Below are 17,453 nucleotides of genomic sequence, written 5' to 3'. Positions count from 1 at the left end.
GAAATTACTTCTTCCCTTCACTACTGTTTCAATGCTTCAAGTTCTTCTTCAGTGAAATGATAGGTTTCATTACAGAAATGGCAACTCGCGTCTGCACCATGGTCTTCTTTAATCATGGCTTCGATTTCATCATTCCCTAATCCAATAATTGCATTTGCAATTCTTTCCTTGGAACATTTACAGCGGAATTCAAGTGGAAGTTTTTCAAGTATTTTTACTTCGTTATCCCCAAATAAACGCTCGAGAATTTGTTCTGGCGTATTTCCGTCACGAATTAACGTGGAGATTGGCGGTAATTCACTTATTTGCTTTTCTAAAAGATCGATTGTTTCATCATCTGCTCCAGGAAGCAGCTGGACAATGAATCCTCCCGCAGCAAGGATTGTGTGGTCTGGATTAACTAGCACCCCTGCACCGACAGCTGATGGCACCTGTTCTGAGGTTGCAAAATAGTACGTAAAATCTTCACTGATTTCACCAGATACAATTGGAACCTCTCCAGTAAAGTATTCCTTTAATCCTAAATCTTTAATTACACTTAAGCGTCCTTCTGTTCCAACAGCACGGGAAACATCCAGCTTTCCTTTTTCATTTAAATCAAAATCGGTATGTGGATTCGCAACGTATCCACGTACATGACCTTTCGCATTTCCATCCGCTACGATTGCACCAAGTGGGCCATTTCCCTCCACTTTAATCATCGTTGAATCTTCGCCCTTCATCATCGCACCCATCATCCCAGTAATGGTAAGAGTTCTGCCTAAGGCTGCAGAAGCTGTTGCAAACGTGTCTTGACGTCTGCGTGCTTCCTCTACCGTATTCGTTGATGTAGCTGCATACGCACGTACTTTTTTGTTACTTGTTATTGCCTTTATTATATAATCGCTCATGATGTCATCTCCTTGAGTTTATGATAAATTAAATGCAATCCTTTTAACGTTAAATGTGCATCCACTTTCTCGATTGTTGCTGACTCCTCAGCAACAAGAAAGGATTGTCCGCCTGTTGCAATTACTTTTGGTGAACTTTGAACCCCATTCTTGATCCGGTTAACAATTCCATCCACCATTGCAGCAGAACCGTAGTATGCACCTGATTTCATTGCTTCTGTCGTCGATTTCCCAATCACATTTGCTGGTTCCTCAATTTCAATTTTGCTTAATTTCGATGCTTTGCTATATAGTGCATCCATTGATATATTTATTCCCGGGGTAATAATACCTCCACAGTATTCCTCTTGTTCATTAATATAACAATATGTCGTTGCAGTTCCAAAGTCGATAATAATAAGTGGTGCACCGTATTCCTCAATCGCTGCAACTGCATTTACAACTCTGTCCGCTCCAATTTCTTTTGGTGTTGGATAATCCATTTTCAAATAGGTTGTGGCATCCTCTTTTCCTATCACACAGGGCTCTATATTAAAGTAATCACGACTCATTTTCTCCAGCGCAAACATGATTTGAGGTACTACAGACGAGATAACGACACCTTTAATATCTGAGAAACCAATTCCTCTATGGTCAAAGAGAGACTTGATTAATATACCAAACTCGTCTTCTGTTTTATAATGATCTGTTTTTATTCGCCATTCGTGTTTTAATTGGTCTTTCTCAAAAACCCCTAGAACCGTATTCGTATTTCCTACATCGAGAACAAATAACATGTCTCACCATACCTTTCTAGCAAAAAGCAAAATGTGTATGCATCACTATTTTTTAATATACCATATATTAGTTTTGGAACAAAACACGAAGCAACGAGCAAAATTGGAAGCACTTGTTTAAGCTGTGTACGGACTGCGCCTCCAGATAAGAAAAGCTTCCTTGACAAAATCGCACAGAGAAAAAATGCTTTTCTTTTCAAGGAAGTGGCGTGGAGTAATCGATTGTTTTATCCTTCTATATTATACAAAAAAATAGCAGCCACCCATTTAAGTGGCTGCACAATTATTATTTTTGATCATCTTCATTAGAAGGAGATTGTTTATCATTCATAATCGGATCATTGATATATTTCTTATCAGATGGATCCTCTTTTGATACTTCAGTTTTCGCTTCTTCGTATGATTTACCTGCTGTTTCATCTTTTGATTGAATGTTTACTTTTACATCCTCTTCAGCCACAACTGGTTCAGGAAGTTTTCCTTCATCCCAGAGTGAGCGAATTTGCTTCGCATCCAAAGTCTCAACTTCAAGCAGGGTTTGAGCGATAAGCTCTAGCTTATCTTGATTCTCAGTAAGAATCGTCTTCGCACGATCGTAGCAATAGTTGATAAAGTTTTGCATTTCTGTATCAATATCATGTGCAATGGAATCACTGTATGTTGGCTCGTTTTGTATATCACGACCTAAGAATACATTTCCACCACCGCCAGATGTAAATTGCAATGGACCGATTTTATCACTCATACCATATTCTGTAATCATCTTATTGGCAATATTCGTTGCACGCTGGAAGTCATTGGAAGCCCCTGTACTCACTTCACCAAATGTAATTTCCTCTGCAACACGTCCGCCTAATAATCCTGTGATCTTATCGAATAATTCCGGTTTTGTCATGAAGTAACGGTCTTCTCTTGGAAGCATTACTGCATATCCACCAGCCTGACCACGTGGTACAATCGTAACTTTATGCACCATATCAGCATCATCTAAAACCATTCCGATTACAGTGTGACCACTTTCATGATAGGCAACAATATTTCGTTCTTTTTGTGAGATAACACGGCTCTTCTTAGCAACACCTGCAATTACACGGTCTGTTGCTTCGTCAATATCTAACATGCCAATCTTCTTACGATTATCTCTTGCCGCTACTAGTGCAGCTTCATTTAGCAAGTTCTCGAGGTCCGCACCAGAGAATCCTGGTGTACGCATCGCAATTACTTTTAAATCAACTGTGCTATCTAACGGTTTATTTCTAGCATGAACCTTCAGCACCGCTTCACGACCATTCACATCTGGACGGTCAACCGTAATTTGTCTATCAAAACGACCTGGACGTAATAGTGCAGGGTCAAGAATATCTGCACGGTTTGTTGCAGCAATAATGATAATTCCTTCGTTCGCACCAAATCCATCCATTTCAACTAGCAATTGGTTTAGTGTTTGTTCACGTTCATCATGACCGCCACCGAGACCAGCGCCACGTTGACGACCTACTGCGTCAATTTCATCAATAAAGATGATACATGGTGCGTTCTTCTTAGCATTTTCAAACAAATCACGTACACGTGAAGCCCCTACTCCGACAAACATTTCAACGAAGTCTGATCCACTAATTGAGAAGAATGGTACACCAGCTTCACCCGCTACAGCTCGAGCAAGTAACGTTTTACCTGTTCCAGGCGGCCCTACAAGTAGTACCCCTTTTGGAATTCGTGCACCAACTGCCGAGAATTTGCGAGGATCTTTAAGGAAGTCAACAACTTCTACAAGTTCTTGCTTCTCTTCATCTGCTCCTGCAACGTCTGTAAAGCGAACCTTCTTCTTATCATCTGTGTACATTTTAGCTTTACTTTTACCAAAGTTCATGACACGGCCACCACCGCCGCCACCTTGAGCTTGACTAAGAATAAATAAGAAAAATAGTCCAATTAGTAAGAACGGTAATATACCCGTTAAGAAAGTCAACCATGCACTAGGTCTTTCCGCTTCCAATACAGTCAATACACTTTGTTCCCTTGCAGTTTCCGTAATGTCTGCAATGATTTCCGTATTATCAGGTACTTGTGCAATAAACTGCTTATCGTCAGATAACACCCCCGCATAACGAATTATCCCATTTGCAGGTTGATACGTCATTTCCTTTATTTCACCATTATTTAAAGCCTCTATAAATTCTTGTACATTTAATTCTTCACTTTCTTCACCTTGTCCATTAAACACTGTAAAGACACTAAAAACGACAAAGAAAATGAGCACCCAAAAGAATACTCTACTAAATATTTTACTCATTTCCTACCTCCTCCCAAGTGGGGAAAAACTATACTACATCGTACCATAATAAAAAGTTGAAATACAACTAATTTCACTTAATTAAAACATTTCGTACAAATAAGAAATTACCGCTCATATCAGCTGCCATTATTACTCATTCTTTCGGTAATATCGAATCCTCGTTCCGGCTTCTTTTATCCACCGTAAACTTCAGGCTTCAATACACCGATATATGGTAAATTACGATATTTCTCATCATAGTCTAATCCATAACCTACAACAAATTCATCTGGAACTTCAAAACCAATTAAATCTGCTTTAATATTCGCCGTTCTTCCAGTTGGCTTATCGAGCAATGTAACGATTTTTATTGATTTTGCTTTACGATATTTAAATAGATCCACAAGGTAACTAAGCGTTAAGCCACTATCGATAATGTCTTCGATGATTAGTAAGTCACGGCCTTCCACTTTCGTATTAAGGTCCTTGATAATCTTAACTTCTCCTGAAGATGTCATTCCACCACCATAGCTAGATACATCCATGAAGTCCATCTCTAAATGGCATTCTGTATAACGGAGTATATCTGACATGAAGGGGAGTGCACCTTTTAGTATCCCAATTGCTAACGGAAATTTCCCATCATACTCTTCTGTTAGCTGTTTTCCAAGTTCCTTACATTTATTCGTAATCTCTTCTTCTGTAATTAAAATATGATCTATTTCATTTCTCATATTATCTATTGCCATTCATAAATCCTCCTACACATTCCCTTTTTTATAATGTACTTGAATCCATTTTCCATTTACTGCTTGGGATTTAGGATGTCCTTTTTTCAGACCGATTACCCATAATACTTCACCTTTATGATCAACTAAAATTGGCCACTTATCCCGTTCTGTAATTGGAATTTTACTATCAATGAAAATATCTTTCAGTTTCTTACTTCCTTTTAATCCTTTCCAGCTCATCCTATCTCCGGCTCTTCTCGTCCGGATATGCAGTGGTCTTTTGACCTGGTCAATATTACATGTATATAGAAAGGGATCGGATGTTTCAATCTTATCGGCATACTCCGCATAAACCGCTGAGCCATCTTGTAGTACGACTTTTCCTGGTAGTGCCAATGTTTCATCATAGGAAGGGTCATGGGGATTAATATCTGCGAAGTAAAATGTCAGCCTATCATATGACTTTTCCAATTTAAGATTGGAAGGGAAATCGATACGAGTATTTCCTTTATTATGCTCTAATAATGCAAAAAAGTATTCTTCATGCACATAAGATAAATCCTTGGGTAATTCTTTATATAGATAGTCTAATATTAGATGAAAGGAACGCCTTTGTAAAGCGTGGGCATGCTTTCTAAATGATTCTATTTCAAAACTTGCCACTCGATTTACTGTATCAAATTCAACTAGTTCTTTCACCATCTGCTGAGCTTCTGTTTGCAGAAATTCTTCATCTTCTCTTAGTGTCTCACTTAAATGCTGAATTGTAATATGTATATTGTTATTTTTCTCCTTTATTAATGGAAGGAGATTCTTTCTGAAAAAATTCCTAGTATATATGGTATCGAAATTGGTTGGATCGATTCTTGGCACAATCTGATTTTCTTCACAATAAGCTTCTATGTCCTTTTTTGTGATACATAGAAAAGGTCGAATAATCATCCCATTGGCAAACTCCCGTTTTATTGGCATGCCGTTAAACATGCTCGCACTAGCTGTTCTCGTTAAGCGCATAAGCATTGTCTCTACTTGATCATCGCCGTGATGTCCTAATGCTAAATAGTCTGCATTTAATTGGTCCATCTGTTCATGAAAAACCTGATAACGCAGTTCACGCGCTGCTAGCTCTGTTCCCACCTGATGTTGCTTGATAAAGCCGGGAACATCTACGATAGCGGCTACAAACGGGATATCCCATTCCTTGCAGATTGCTCGAACATATTCTAGATCTTTACGCGACTCTTCCCCTCTTAATTGATGATCAATCGAAACTGCATTCAGCTGCAAATTCCATTTTTTACGAATGGAATTGAAAAAATGCAATAAGGCCATAGAATCTGGACCACCAGAAACACCAATCAATACGGTAGCATTTTCTGTTAACAATTGATGTTTTTTTATAAATGAAAGAACTGTTTGTTCCATGGCTGCCATCTCCAAAACGTATTAACAAATAATCTATAGACTATCATACCTATTATATAAGAAAAATACTAGCGCGTCGCTTGTAAAGGTAAGGCCGGAAGAGAAACTTCAAATGTTGTGGGAAAACTATCGTCTGACTGGGTGATTTGTCATGTTAGATGCAGTATTCCTATATTAATAGGGAAAAAAGATAGTATCCAATTGCAATGATAGTCACTCCTCCTGCCTCCATCAGAAATGGTGCATGTACATCGTTATTAACGTTATTAACACCCTTCTTACGCGTTCGTCGTTTCTGGGTACTGTATAGTACATTTGTAATTTCCCGTTTCATCTCTACGCTGGACAAATATTTTCCCATTAGCGCATTTTTAAGTATTTGACGATAAGGAATCAATGCCTTTACATCATCAATCTTCTTAAACAATATTCTGTCGGATTGCCCCCCTCTTTCAAACCGTTTAGGGTAGAAGACATTGACAAAAACCATTACAAAAGCGAATAAATCATAGCTGGGCTCCGCCCGCCTTGACCCCATCCCCCAATAGCCACGGTCGTAAAACTCTGTATACTCTTTAATCGCTCTGCCAATCTGCGTTGTTCCACCAACATCGACAAAGCGCACCCTTGTTGGCGAAGGAACGACGATAAGATTATCTAATTTTAAATCGCCGAAAACCCAACCTGATTGATGGAATCGCTCGAGATCCTCTAATAGCTGCAACATGAACACACCAACCCATGCACTCCCGTTATTTTGAATATAACGGGTCATTTCCTCCCCCTTCAAATATTCCATCACATAAAAGGAGTACGTGTTCCCATATGGAGATACCCAATCATCAACATCCAATAAATAAGGTCCAAGATGACTTCCTTGGACCTTTTGTAATGACTTTAATACATTGACCTCCACCGTCATCGATGTACCCTTATCACTTATTTTCAGTGCTGCGAGCTTTCCATTTGCTTCACATAAATAAACTGTACCGACAGCACCTGCACCAAGCTTTCTTTTTATAATGTAGCTTTTATGGTGCCATTTACCATTTATCTTTAGTCCGGGTCGTAAATCAATATCCTGTTTCTTCCAAGCCTGATTTGTCTTCATCCCTAAAGCTCCTTAGTAAGCTCTTCTTACCAAACTGGTACATCGCCTCGCGTATTGCAGGCCCTGTAGGAGTTATTCCACCACTCGTTAATTTCGGAAAAACGGTCGAGATTGCATCCAATCTCGGTGACCAATCGAACACCTTCTGAATGTCTTTGCGTTTCCCTGGGAAGCTATAAATTGCAAAACGATTTCTGCCAATCCTTGAATTTAAACTGATGGAAAGATCAATTAATGACTCCTTTACAGTTTGCAGTTTATCATGCATACTTGCGCTTGTATCTACTAATACAAGTACTTCTAAATCACTTGTCTCGCCTAAATCTTCTACGACCTCCATAATTTCTCCACGTTTCTCTGGATCTAAATCTTCAATCGTTTGATTTGAACCGAGTATTTGTTTAAGCTCCTTATTTACAAATCCTTGCAGCGTTTGTGTCATGGCCTGCTTCGTCACCATTTGCACTGTCTGTGATAATGACTCACTATAGACAATCTGACTTACACCTCCACCCGAAAGCGAAATTTCCTCAATTTCCTTTAACTCTGCAGAATCCTCTGTCTGATCATCGTCTAATATGCCAATTACATTCACCGTTATACCTTGTTGATATGCAAGTGCCGCCGTTACAGAAGGATCTTCGCCCCTATTCGAGCACCCATCCGTCAATAATAATATTTGCTTCAATGTACCCTTACGCACCTAACTCCACCTCCAATATATTCCACTACCATCATCGACAAAAAAGGAGAGGAATATACCAAAGAAAAGTGAAGGCGACTGCCCAGAGGCGGACGCATAAGCAAAGGACCGAAAAGCACGTGGTTTTTCGTGCTTGAAGTGTCAATTGCTTATGACGGTAGCCTCTAGGAGCCTGAACTAGACAGCGAAAAGTACAGCGGGCTGTTCAGTGACGGAGGGCAGAGTCAAGGGACCGCAGAGTGGTGGTCTTTCCACTCGGAGTGTCCATTGACTATGACCATAGTCACTAGCCCACACGATACTAGACAATGAAAAGTGTAGCGGGCTTGCCCAGCGACGACGGACAGAGACAAGAGACCGTAGAGTGGTGGTCTTTCCACTCGGAGTGTCAATTGGCTATGGCCATAGTCGCTAGCCCACGCGATACTAGACAATGAAAAGTGTAGCGGGCTTGCCCAGCGACGACGGACAGAGACAAGAGACCGTAGAGTGGTGGTCTTTCCACTCGGAGTGTCAATTGGCTATGGCCATAGTCGCTAGCCCACGCGATACTAGACAATGAAAAGTGTAGCGGGCTTGCCCAGCGACGACGGACAGAGACAAGAGACCGTAGAGTGGTGGTCTTTCCACTCGGAGTGTCAATTGGCTATGGCCATAGTCGCTAGCCCACGCGATACTAGACAATGAAAAGTGTAGCGGGCTTGCCCAGCGACGACGGACAGAGACAAGAGACCGTAGAGTGGTGGTCTTTCCACTCGGAGTGTCAATTGGCTATGGCCATAGTCGCTAGCCCACGCGATACTAGACAAAGAAAAGTGAAGGCGACTGCCCAGAGGCGGACGTTACAATGCCTTCTTCCGATATACAGGAACAGTTGCCCATTCTGGTTTATTTTTTTCAATCTTAGCGACAAGCACGGTCATATCGTCTTCAATCTCCCCCGATCTAGTCCGAATTACTTCTTCCAGCAATAGGTCTGCAATTTCCTGTGGATCATCCGTCACCATTTCTTGGATTTTTCGCTTCATCCATAGATCGGAATTTTCGATATACATTGGACCTTCAAAAATCCCGTCACTCATCATAATTAGCAGATCATCTGAGAGTAATTGCTCACTGACGATATCGACATCGAACTCTGGAATAATACCCATTGGTAAGTTACTTGCCTCAATTCGGATTACTTTATTCCCCCGTTTAATAAAGCTGGGAATTGAGCCAACCTTTAAAAATTGTACGAATGCATTATGCAAATCAATGACAGCTAAATCCAAAGTCGCAAACATTTCATCCGTTGTTCGTAATGCAAGAATAGAATTAATCGACTTAATTGCTACCTTTTCTTGAATACCAGTTTGAAGAATCTGCTGTAATAGCCTCAGGGTTTCTACACTTTCTTCTCTCGCCCGCTGGCCATTTCCCATGCCGTCACTAATTGCCATCGCAAATTTTCCTGCACCAAGTTCAATCGTAGTATAGCTGTCACCAGAAATTAAACCGCCACCCTTTGCGGCATTTGCAGCACCCATCGACACAATAAATTCTCTGGCAGACCCAAATGCCAAATAACTATAGCCATTAGGAAATGGAGAAATATCCTCTTGCTTCACAATAATCATCTCATTTAGAATATCCGATAAAACTGGAGCAATTAATTTAGCACCCTCTCCACGATAATTGTAAAATGATGCTGTCATTTCAATATCAATATTTCCTTTCTCCAATTGGTAAATATCTAATTTCTCTAGCTCAATCCCCATATGCTCTAATGCTTGAATAATCTGCATTTCCTGTTGCTCGTGATGCTGCCGTTCCTTTAATATCTCCTTCGCAAAATCATCCATTACTTCCGAAACACCTTGCAGTTGATCAGCAACTAAGCGCTTACTTTCCATTACTTGCTGCTTTAACTTGCGATTTGCTTCAAAATAAGTCATCTCCTCCTTCATTACTTCCACCACTTGCTTAGACTTCACACAATGGTTTTCAAAGCGGCTCATTACCTTTCGATTTGGATTCCTCCCGTCCGTAACATCATCCTTCATCTCCTCCATCATGGAATACGTCTTGTCAAACTCCTTTTGCCAGCATCGATCCTTCATAAAACAAGATTGACATGTCTTCTCCGTTACTCTGCTTAAATAAATATCTGTCTCCCGTTTCATATCATTGTCATCCTGAACGTCAGTTTCAGTCACCTGAAAACTTTTCGCTAGAGCTTGGAATACATCTGAGAATTGCTCCACTCTTTTGGCAGTTACATTTCGAACTTTTTGTAAATACAGCTCCTGCTCTTTTGTATATTCCTCGGTTCCTGGTATATAACGAGAAATACTACCTGTCCAAGCAGCCGGTGTTAAGAGAAAGAAGATAATGGCAACCGATGATTCAATAATTGAAGGTATTAATGTCGTCGTTCCACCGTAAATACCAATTAGAAATGTTCCTACAAGTAACCCAGATGCGACACCTAACTTTTTCCCTTCTTTTAATAAGCCACCTAGTAAACCGGAGAAAGCAAGAAGACTCATCTGATATAAATTCGCAACATTAGCAAGCGAAAGAATTAATCCAGCAACAACCCCAACCGTAGATCCGATTGCTGCACCGCCCACAAATGCAAATAACAATACAAAATAGCGAGAAAATATTTGTTCAACGGATGCTCCATATGCTTCCCAGCCAATCATTCCCGTCAAAATCGAGGCAATTAAAATAATCATGCAGACAATTTCTTCATTTTTTAGTGCGGGCTTATATCTTTTTGGTGATAATAAAGGAATACTTTGCATAAAGATTAATACTAGGACTGCTCCTAAGACACCCTCAACAATTAATAGCATCCATTCATAAGAGGTAAGTTGATCATTCAGGGAATATAGAAATACTCGTGGTACTGCAGTAGATAGAAAAACGAGCATGGGAATGATTATCTGCTGATTCTTTTTATTTTTGAACAGCGCCCCCAGAAAGACAAAAATGATGAGCGCTAAAAGAATAAATATACTATGTGTTACAGAATAACTTAATGCACCTAATAAAACAGCAATCATCGACTTGGCACTTTTTTCCCGATGAATAAACCACATCGTTGCTATAAAAGCTACCGCAAATGGGGAAACAACGGAAAGAATGACTGCACGTCCTAACAGAAAGCCTACGATAAAATATAATACCCCTCTATCTATTAGAATGGATTTCACCTTTGAACTAATCCATTTACGTAACCTCCTTATTTGATTTGTCTTCTCCTTAACAAAGTCTCTAGATTCCACCCTTGGAAATGAATCCATCATTACTATCACTCCTATCTTTCTAGATATTAAACCACATGATGCCTTCTTATTTTGTCAAAATAGCAGAGCGTGTCTAATAAATCGTTCGACCATTTTATATATAATGGACAGGTTTCAACACGAACACATGTATGAATCTAGGCTTGTAACTAAATGTATCTAGCTGAAGGAATGTATGAAGGCGTCACACTTAAGTTAGATTTCTTTGCCGATTTCCATAATCTTCTGCCGAAACTCGAATTACTGTTACTCTTTTTCGCACGAAGCGACATGATAGGATTGCCTGCTACTAGCAATATAGTAGATTCTACTTTGTACTGAGTTTTTATCTAAGCTGCTTTTTCCAAAACTATTATTGTTATTTTTGCATTATTTTTTCTTTGTCTAATAGTATTGACACAATAATTCTCCTGTTGTATGATAGCAATTGTTGAATAATTTGGCGGCGTAGCTCAGCTGGCTAGAGCGTACGGTTCATACCCGTGAGGTCGTGGGTTCGATCCCCTCCGCCGCTATCAATTAAAAGAAGTTAAAAGCGAGAATGCTTTTAACTTCTTTTTTCATATATTTTAAGATAGATAATAATAAAAGCAGGTACCGAAGCTGGTACCTGCTTTTATTAGCAGTAGGGATTTTCCCCTAGTGCACATAATGTTAACTTATATATAATAGAGCATAGTCATAGACAGCAGCTGCTATCCTCTTCTAGCACCTCGACCTCCACGTTTGGATTCCGTGTGTTTCTTCAAAGAGGCTAACCGATCCTCAGAATCTTTGAGAAATTGATTCATTTTCGATTCGAAATTCTCTGCACGTTCCTTTGGATTCTTTTTACGAACTGGGCGGTCCTTTGCTTTCTTAATTGATAAGCCAATTTTGCCATCCTTTTCAACATTAATAACCTTAACCGTTACTTCGTCTCCAACTTTAAGGTGTTCATTAATGTCTTTAACATAGCTATCAGCAACCTCACTAATATGGACAAGACCAGTTTTACCCGCCTCAAGTTCGACAAATGCACCAAAATTAGTGATACCCGTTACCTTCCCTTGCAGCTTGCTGCCTACTTCGATTGACATAAAAAAAATGCTCCTCCTTAAAAGATTAAATGTAATTCTTATATAGTATATTAATCACTTACAAAAGTGTCAATATAACGGATCCTCAGTTGGGATTTTAAAGATTAGTTCTCCTTCTTTTGAGAAGAAATAATTGGTTCTCGCGATATCCAATACGTATTCTTCATCATTCAGTAATTCAATCTCTTCTTTAAGATATGCTCCCTCTTTATCAAGGTTGTCAATTTTCTCTTCCAGAGATTCATATTGCTTAACTGTCTCTGCATGGAGTATTCGTTGTTTAACATGATAAGCGGTCAAACTACCAATAATAAGAACTACAGCAATAGAAAATAACACAAGACGACGAATTAACCGCTGTTTTTTTCTTTTCTGTCTTTCTATGTATGCATCATATTGTTGCATATAACTCGAATCTAATCTTGTAACCGTTTTTTCCCTTGATGACATCTGCTCTACCTCCTGTTAAACTTGAGAGAATTGGCCCACTTTATACATATATTCTTCATTCTACTATAAAATCCTGCAATTTTGTGTAAATTCTTTTTAACTTTTTCGGGGAGCAGCTGATAGAGGCCATATCCGATCCATTTAAAGGGAGCAGCAATTAACTTCAGAATAAAGAAGATTATTTTTCCGAATAACTTAATAATCGTTAAGAGGATCAAAAACAAAGTGATGATAATCCATCGAATCGGCGTAATAATAAGTACTTGTACAACTTTAGCAAAAAAGTTATAGATTGCCGTGAAGATTCTAATTAAATGTTCAAGTAATCGCTTATAGAAATTGGCAGCGACTACTTGATACATAGAAAATCCTAATAGACATGCAATCACAATATATAGCCTAATTTCCCCTGCATTCACTCTGTATAATACGTAAAATAGAATAATTGACTGTGTTAGCCAAAAACAAATTTCCATAACATAGGTTAAAAGGATTCGTCTCTGCCAATATCGTGTGAAACGACGATAGGTATCTTGAATTAATCCTAAATAAAACCCACTCAAAACCATGGCGGCCATCGTCAGGAACTGGATGCTCAGTGTCATCTGAATAACTTGCTAAAGAATCCTTTAGCTTTCTCCTGCTGATCTTCGTCGACATAGGAAAGCTCGTAAATCTTACCTTTAATCGTTACAATTCCTTCTGCAACGTCGAGATTTTTCAACTGCAGATTTTGACCACGGATAATGAGATATCCCATGACCGTTTGCAGTAAAAACTCTTCATTATCAAAGCTATCAACTTCTTTAACACCAGTTATTTCCAAATTCTTACGATTATTTAACTTAACGCTATGGTCGGTTTGTGCTCTTGTAGTGATTTCTTTATTCTCATAATAGTTCATATAAAAGCCCTCCTTATCCATATTAATTTTATGAAGGGAGGGACAAGTATAGAACTAATAAAGTGGAACTTCATTTAAGTGGGAATTTCATTTCGATATAAATTAGGATGGCGGTTGCTTTCTGGCCGACCGCTCCGGAAATACACTTCGCGCACCTTAGGGGGGGCTGGTGAGTCTTCGTGTATTTCCTACGCTGATTTTGTACGTCTACCACTAATTATTCAGTTCTTATAACTAAGATGGATTAAACTCTCTTACGGCTATTGAATGAAGCGAAAGACAGGAGGCTTCTTCCATTGACCAAAGGTGTGCGACTATCGGGAGTAGAATATAACATTGCGCTTAGTTCGCACTTCATTTCAAGTTATCATCACCATCTGCTACTTTTGCAGCAACAAACTTTTGAAAACAATCTTTCATCAAAGAGGCTTATTGCCCGCTCGTTACAGGCAGGATAAACGATTTACAATTGACTTTTACTGAACTTGTTCTTCTTTGACAATTGTGTACATTGTTTCTGCTTCATCTTTTCTTACGGTTTCGCGTAGATTATTTACCTTAACCGTTACTAGTTTTTGTCCAAAGCGAATGACAAGTTCATCTCCTGTTGCCAGAACGGTTGATGCCTTTGCTTGGTTTCCATTAACGGAAATTCGCCCTTGGTCTGCAACTTCCTTCGCTAATGTACGACGTTTGATCAGTCGTGACACTTTTAAAAATTTATCTAAACGCATCTCCCAATCACTCTCTTTCTTTTGCTTGGTCCCAATATGCATCCATTTCTTCTAATGTTGCATCTTCTATTGCCTTTCCCTGGTTCCCTAATTGTTCCTCAATATAAGAAAAGCGGGAAATAAATTTCTGATTTGAAAGGTTCAAGGCAATTTCTGGATTTATTTTATAATACCTCGTTAGGTTGGCGATTACAAATAAGACATCACCGAATTCCTTCTCGACCTCTTGCTGATTATTGGCTTCAATTGCCTCTTTCACTTCAGCTAATTCTTCATCTAGTTTTTGCCAAATCTCCTGGACTTCTTCCCAATCGAACCCAACTTTTGCAGCCTTCTTCTGTAATTGATATGCCTTCGCAAGTGATGGCATACCCTTAGAAACACCATCGAGAACAGATTGTCTTGTTTCACCCTTCTCTTCCTTCTTCAATGCTTCCCAGTTTGTTAACACTTCATCAACAGAGGACACATCACGATCCCCGAATACATGTGGATGACGGTGGATCATCTTACCTGTTATTCCACGAATAACATCATCAACGGTAAAATAGCCATCGTCTTCGCCAATTTGACTATGAAGCATCACTTGCAAAAGAATATCTCCAAGCTCTTCAATAATACCTTCATCATCTTGCTGGTCAATCGCATCAAGCAATTCATATACCTCTTCAACGGCATATTCTCTTAACGTTTCATGGGTTTGTTTTCGGTCCCATGGACAACCACTCGGCGACCTTAATACTCGGACCACTTCTCGTAGATTCGAGAAGGTATGATTCAACAGGTGATTCTCTGCCGGCGGAATATAGACACTTGTTAGATTACTGACCTCCAAGCGATGATCCAATTCCTCCAATGGAAGCTTTGTAATTACTTCCTGCTCACTTCCAGCTGCCTCGACCACAACGACCTCATAATCTGCAGGCAAATCCTCAAGCAATGCCAGCTTTACTTCTGACGCTATAAAGCGGTCATAAACCTGACAGAAAATAATGTGCTGACGATAATTAAGCTGGCTTCGCTCAAAGGAAGTGCCATCAACGAACTGGAATCCATCAATGGGGTCAATTCTTAAAGATGTAAATAGGTCGTCCAAATAACTTTGCCCACCAACAACCTCGACCTCCACCTCACCCTGGTCAAGTAAAAGCTGTACTGCCTTCTCTGCAAGCATTGGGTGACCTGGAACAGTATAAAGGATTCCCTCTGCTGTTGCCTTTGCTTCTTCAATCAATCTAGCAACAATCCGTTCATAAACGGTCGCGAATTGCTCTTCTTCTTCATAAATATTGTCGAAGGATTGGAAGCGAACTCCAGCTTCCTGAATCGTTTTAATTACTGGGTGATCCAGTGTACGAGTAAATACTGTTGCCTTTGTTTCAGTTAATTTTTTATAAGTCCCAATCGATAATTGATTAATATCCCCCGCGCCTAATCCAATAATTTCTATCTTACTCATTTATCTTCCTCCCTTTATGAATACGAACTAAAATAGCTGAGAATGGAAGCATCTTCAATTGTTCTTCTGAAAATGCCCCACCCCTTAATAAACAAACTAGAAAAATACATGCTCCTGTACTAGCCACGAATAAAACATAACCTAATAAATACAATCGTGAACCGAGGTTATCACCTAGTCCTAATAATAAGTATTCCATTAATAATAGATAAGCAATCATGGAAAGGCTCGCTACTAATAGTGCGCGCCACTTAATTTGCTTGAATAAATTTAAATCTGGCAGTTTCCTTTTTAATTCGAACATAGCAAAAATGAATAATACAAGCAAACTTAAAACCGTTGCAATTGCACTGCCTGTCACACCCCACCATGGTACGAATAATTGATTTGCAATCCACTTTACAAAAAGCGCACCGAGAACAAAGCCAGCAGTTCGTTTAATAAAACCTAATCCTTGAAGAATGGAGGACGCAGTGATTGCGATAGAACAAAGAAAAATAGAAAGTACGAGAATTTGCAGATCAAAGGTTCCTTGATTATTTTCAAATAATAAACGATTGGTTTCCGGAAATATTGCAATAAGCCCAATCGTTGCACCAACCGCTAAATAAAAGCTAAACATTAATGCACTGCGTATGTAATGATGAAAAGTGATTGGGTCTTCTTCTAGCTTTTGCTTGGAAATTGATGGAATAAGCGCTAATGCGAATGATGATCCTAAGACTGTTCCAATTTGGATTAAAGGCTGTCCGCGATCAAATATTCCTTTTGCCTCCATCGCTTCCATTTGTGTTAATCCAAATTCCATTAAGCTCGGAATAAGCGTGAAAGCATCAGCAAACTGAATAACCAGTAATGTCATATGATTCAATGCTGCAACAATTCCAAATACAATAATCTGCTTCAGATAATAGTGAATAGGAATATCAGTATGGTCGACGGAGTACGGCTTGTTTCTAACAAAGTAGTAAACAAGGATCACAAGCGCCATTCCTCCTCCAGCAATTGAGGCAATTGCTGCAAACTGGCCAATCGAATATAATTTGACCACTTGTGCCGACACAGCAATTGCTGCAGCAATAATAATAAACACCCTGACAAATTGTTCGCCAACCTGAGAAAAGGCTGTCGGCTTCATATAATAATTCCCTTGGAAGACACCTCGAAGCAATGACGTGAAGGGAACAAGCAAAAAGGCAAAGGCTGCGGCCTGATAGGATTCAGTCAAGCTTTCATCCCCTACCCAATTTGCTACCAATTCCGCATTAAAGAATAGGAACAGAAAGATCATTCCATTAATGACGGAAAGGATGGAGAAAATCGGCAAATAAAACCCTGTTAAGGATGGCTTCTTTCCATTTTCATCTAAATCAACAATCATTTTTGAAATAGCCGATGGAAATCCGTACAACGACAGAATCACGACCATACCGAGGATGGGATATATTTGCTGATAAATATAAAAACCAATATCCCCTGTTAAATTCTGCAATGGTATTCGATATCCAGCACTTAGAATTTTGCTGATTAATCCTGCAAAGGTCAGTAATAATGCGCCTTTAACCAGTCGATTCGATTCATTTTCCACCATAATAAACTACCTTCTCCGCTACATTCAAA

Annotated in this window: 16 protein-coding genes and 1 tRNA gene; 2 read left to right on the top strand and 15 right to left on the bottom strand. The window is 39.3% G+C overall.

Annotation, left to right across the window (positions count from 1 at the left end; genetic code table 11):
* Positions 1–20 precede the first annotated feature (20 nt).
* The 8 genes from hslO to spoIIE all read right to left on the bottom strand — a co-directional run bounded on the left by hslO (position 21) and on the right by spoIIE (position 11,207).
* Positions 21–890, bottom strand: coding sequence for an Hsp33 family molecular chaperone HslO (gene hslO, locus CUC15_RS00400; protein WP_114914857.1), 870 nt, complete (start codon positions 888–890; stop codon positions 21–23).
* Complete coding sequence (locus CUC15_RS00395) at positions 887–1,666, bottom strand: type III pantothenate kinase (protein WP_114914856.1); 780 nt, start codon at positions 1,664–1,666, stop codon at positions 887–889. Before CUC15_RS00395 ends, hslO begins: the two co-directional genes overlap by 4 nt.
* Before the next feature lie 286 nt (positions 1,667–1,952).
* Positions 1,953–3,959, bottom strand: coding sequence for an ATP-dependent zinc metalloprotease FtsH (ftsH, locus tag CUC15_RS00390; RefSeq protein WP_114914855.1), 2,007 nt, complete (start codon positions 3,957–3,959; stop codon positions 1,953–1,955).
* A gap of 176 nt (positions 3,960–4,135) precedes the next feature.
* Positions 4,136–4,675: a hypoxanthine phosphoribosyltransferase gene (gene hpt, locus CUC15_RS00385; RefSeq protein WP_114918339.1), complete on the bottom strand. Its 540-nt coding sequence runs from the start codon at positions 4,673–4,675 to the stop codon at positions 4,136–4,138.
* 27 nt (positions 4,676–4,702) lie between these two features.
* Positions 4,703–6,097, bottom strand: coding sequence for a tRNA lysidine(34) synthetase TilS (gene tilS, locus CUC15_RS00380; protein ID WP_114914854.1), 1,395 nt, complete (start codon positions 6,095–6,097; stop codon positions 4,703–4,705).
* A gap of 169 nt (positions 6,098–6,266) precedes the next feature.
* Complete coding sequence (locus CUC15_RS00375; RefSeq protein WP_114914853.1) at positions 6,267–7,208, bottom strand: protein kinase domain-containing protein; 942 nt, start codon at positions 7,206–7,208, stop codon at positions 6,267–6,269.
* Positions 7,171–7,911, bottom strand: coding sequence for a VWA domain-containing protein (locus tag CUC15_RS00370; protein WP_114914852.1), 741 nt, complete (start codon positions 7,909–7,911; stop codon positions 7,171–7,173). Before CUC15_RS00370 ends, CUC15_RS00375 begins: the two co-directional genes overlap by 38 nt.
* Positions 7,912–8,753: 842 nt before the next feature.
* Positions 8,754–11,207: a stage II sporulation protein E gene (gene spoIIE, locus CUC15_RS00365; protein WP_114914851.1), complete on the bottom strand. Its 2,454-nt coding sequence runs from the start codon at positions 11,205–11,207 to the stop codon at positions 8,754–8,756.
* Between the two features lie 441 nt (positions 11,208–11,648).
* Between spoIIE and CUC15_RS00360 the strand changes: the two genes are divergently transcribed.
* Positions 11,649–11,722 (top strand) — tRNA-Met (locus CUC15_RS00360).
* A gap of 180 nt (positions 11,723–11,902) precedes the next feature.
* Here the strand turns inward: CUC15_RS00360 and CUC15_RS00355 are convergent.
* From CUC15_RS00355 to yabP, 4 genes are all read right to left on the bottom strand, one after another.
* Positions 11,903–12,286 carry a S1 domain-containing RNA-binding protein gene (locus CUC15_RS00355; RefSeq protein ID WP_114914850.1) on the bottom strand — a complete coding sequence of 128 codons (384 nt, stop codon included), beginning with the start codon at positions 12,284–12,286 and terminating at the stop codon, positions 11,903–11,905.
* A gap of 69 nt (positions 12,287–12,355) precedes the next feature.
* Positions 12,356–12,736, bottom strand: a complete 381-nt coding sequence (locus CUC15_RS00350; RefSeq protein ID WP_114914849.1) for an FtsB family cell division protein — start codon at positions 12,734–12,736, stop codon at positions 12,356–12,358.
* Positions 12,737–12,741: 5 nt separating this feature from the next.
* A complete protein-coding gene (gene yabQ / locus CUC15_RS00345; protein ID WP_114914848.1) occupies positions 12,742–13,341 on the bottom strand; it encodes a spore cortex biosynthesis protein YabQ in 600 nt (199 codons plus the stop codon).
* The gene (yabP, locus tag CUC15_RS00340; RefSeq protein WP_114914847.1) at positions 13,338–13,640 is read right to left on the bottom strand and encodes a sporulation protein YabP; all 303 of its coding nucleotides are present in this window, start codon (positions 13,638–13,640) and stop codon (positions 13,338–13,340) included. The genes yabQ and yabP overlap by 4 nt, the downstream gene beginning before the upstream one ends.
* A 296-nt stretch (positions 13,641–13,936) precedes the next feature.
* Between yabP and CUC15_RS19970 the strand changes: the two genes are divergently transcribed.
* A complete protein-coding gene (locus CUC15_RS19970) occupies positions 13,937–14,098 on the top strand; it encodes a hypothetical protein (RefSeq protein WP_162800240.1) in 162 nt (53 codons plus the stop codon).
* A gap of 18 nt (positions 14,099–14,116) precedes the next feature.
* Here CUC15_RS19970 and CUC15_RS00335 read toward each other — a convergent pair whose 3' ends face one another.
* From CUC15_RS00335 to CUC15_RS00325, 3 genes are read right to left on the bottom strand one after another with little or no spacing between them, the layout of a single operon-like run.
* Positions 14,117–14,374 carry an RNA-binding S4 domain-containing protein gene (locus CUC15_RS00335; RefSeq protein ID WP_114918338.1) on the bottom strand — a complete coding sequence of 86 codons (258 nt, stop codon included), beginning with the start codon at positions 14,372–14,374 and terminating at the stop codon, positions 14,117–14,119.
* Between the two features lie 7 nt (positions 14,375–14,381).
* The gene (yabN, locus tag CUC15_RS00330; RefSeq protein WP_114914846.1) at positions 14,382–15,833 is read right to left on the bottom strand and encodes a bifunctional methyltransferase/pyrophosphohydrolase YabN; all 1,452 of its coding nucleotides are present in this window, start codon (positions 15,831–15,833) and stop codon (positions 14,382–14,384) included.
* On the bottom strand, positions 15,826–17,424 hold the full coding sequence (locus tag CUC15_RS00325; protein ID WP_114914845.1) for a putative polysaccharide biosynthesis protein: 1,599 nt from the start codon (positions 17,422–17,424) through the stop codon (positions 15,826–15,828). The genes yabN and CUC15_RS00325 overlap by 8 nt, the downstream gene beginning before the upstream one ends.
* Positions 17,425–17,453: the final 29 nt, after the last annotated feature.

This window comes from Oceanobacillus zhaokaii (assembly GCF_003352005.1).
GTDB lineage: Bacteria > Bacillota > Bacilli > Bacillales > Amphibacillaceae > Oceanobacillus > Oceanobacillus zhaokaii.
The sequence above is the reverse complement of the archived record's forward strand: the minus strand, read 5'-3'. Positions and strand labels throughout refer to the sequence as shown.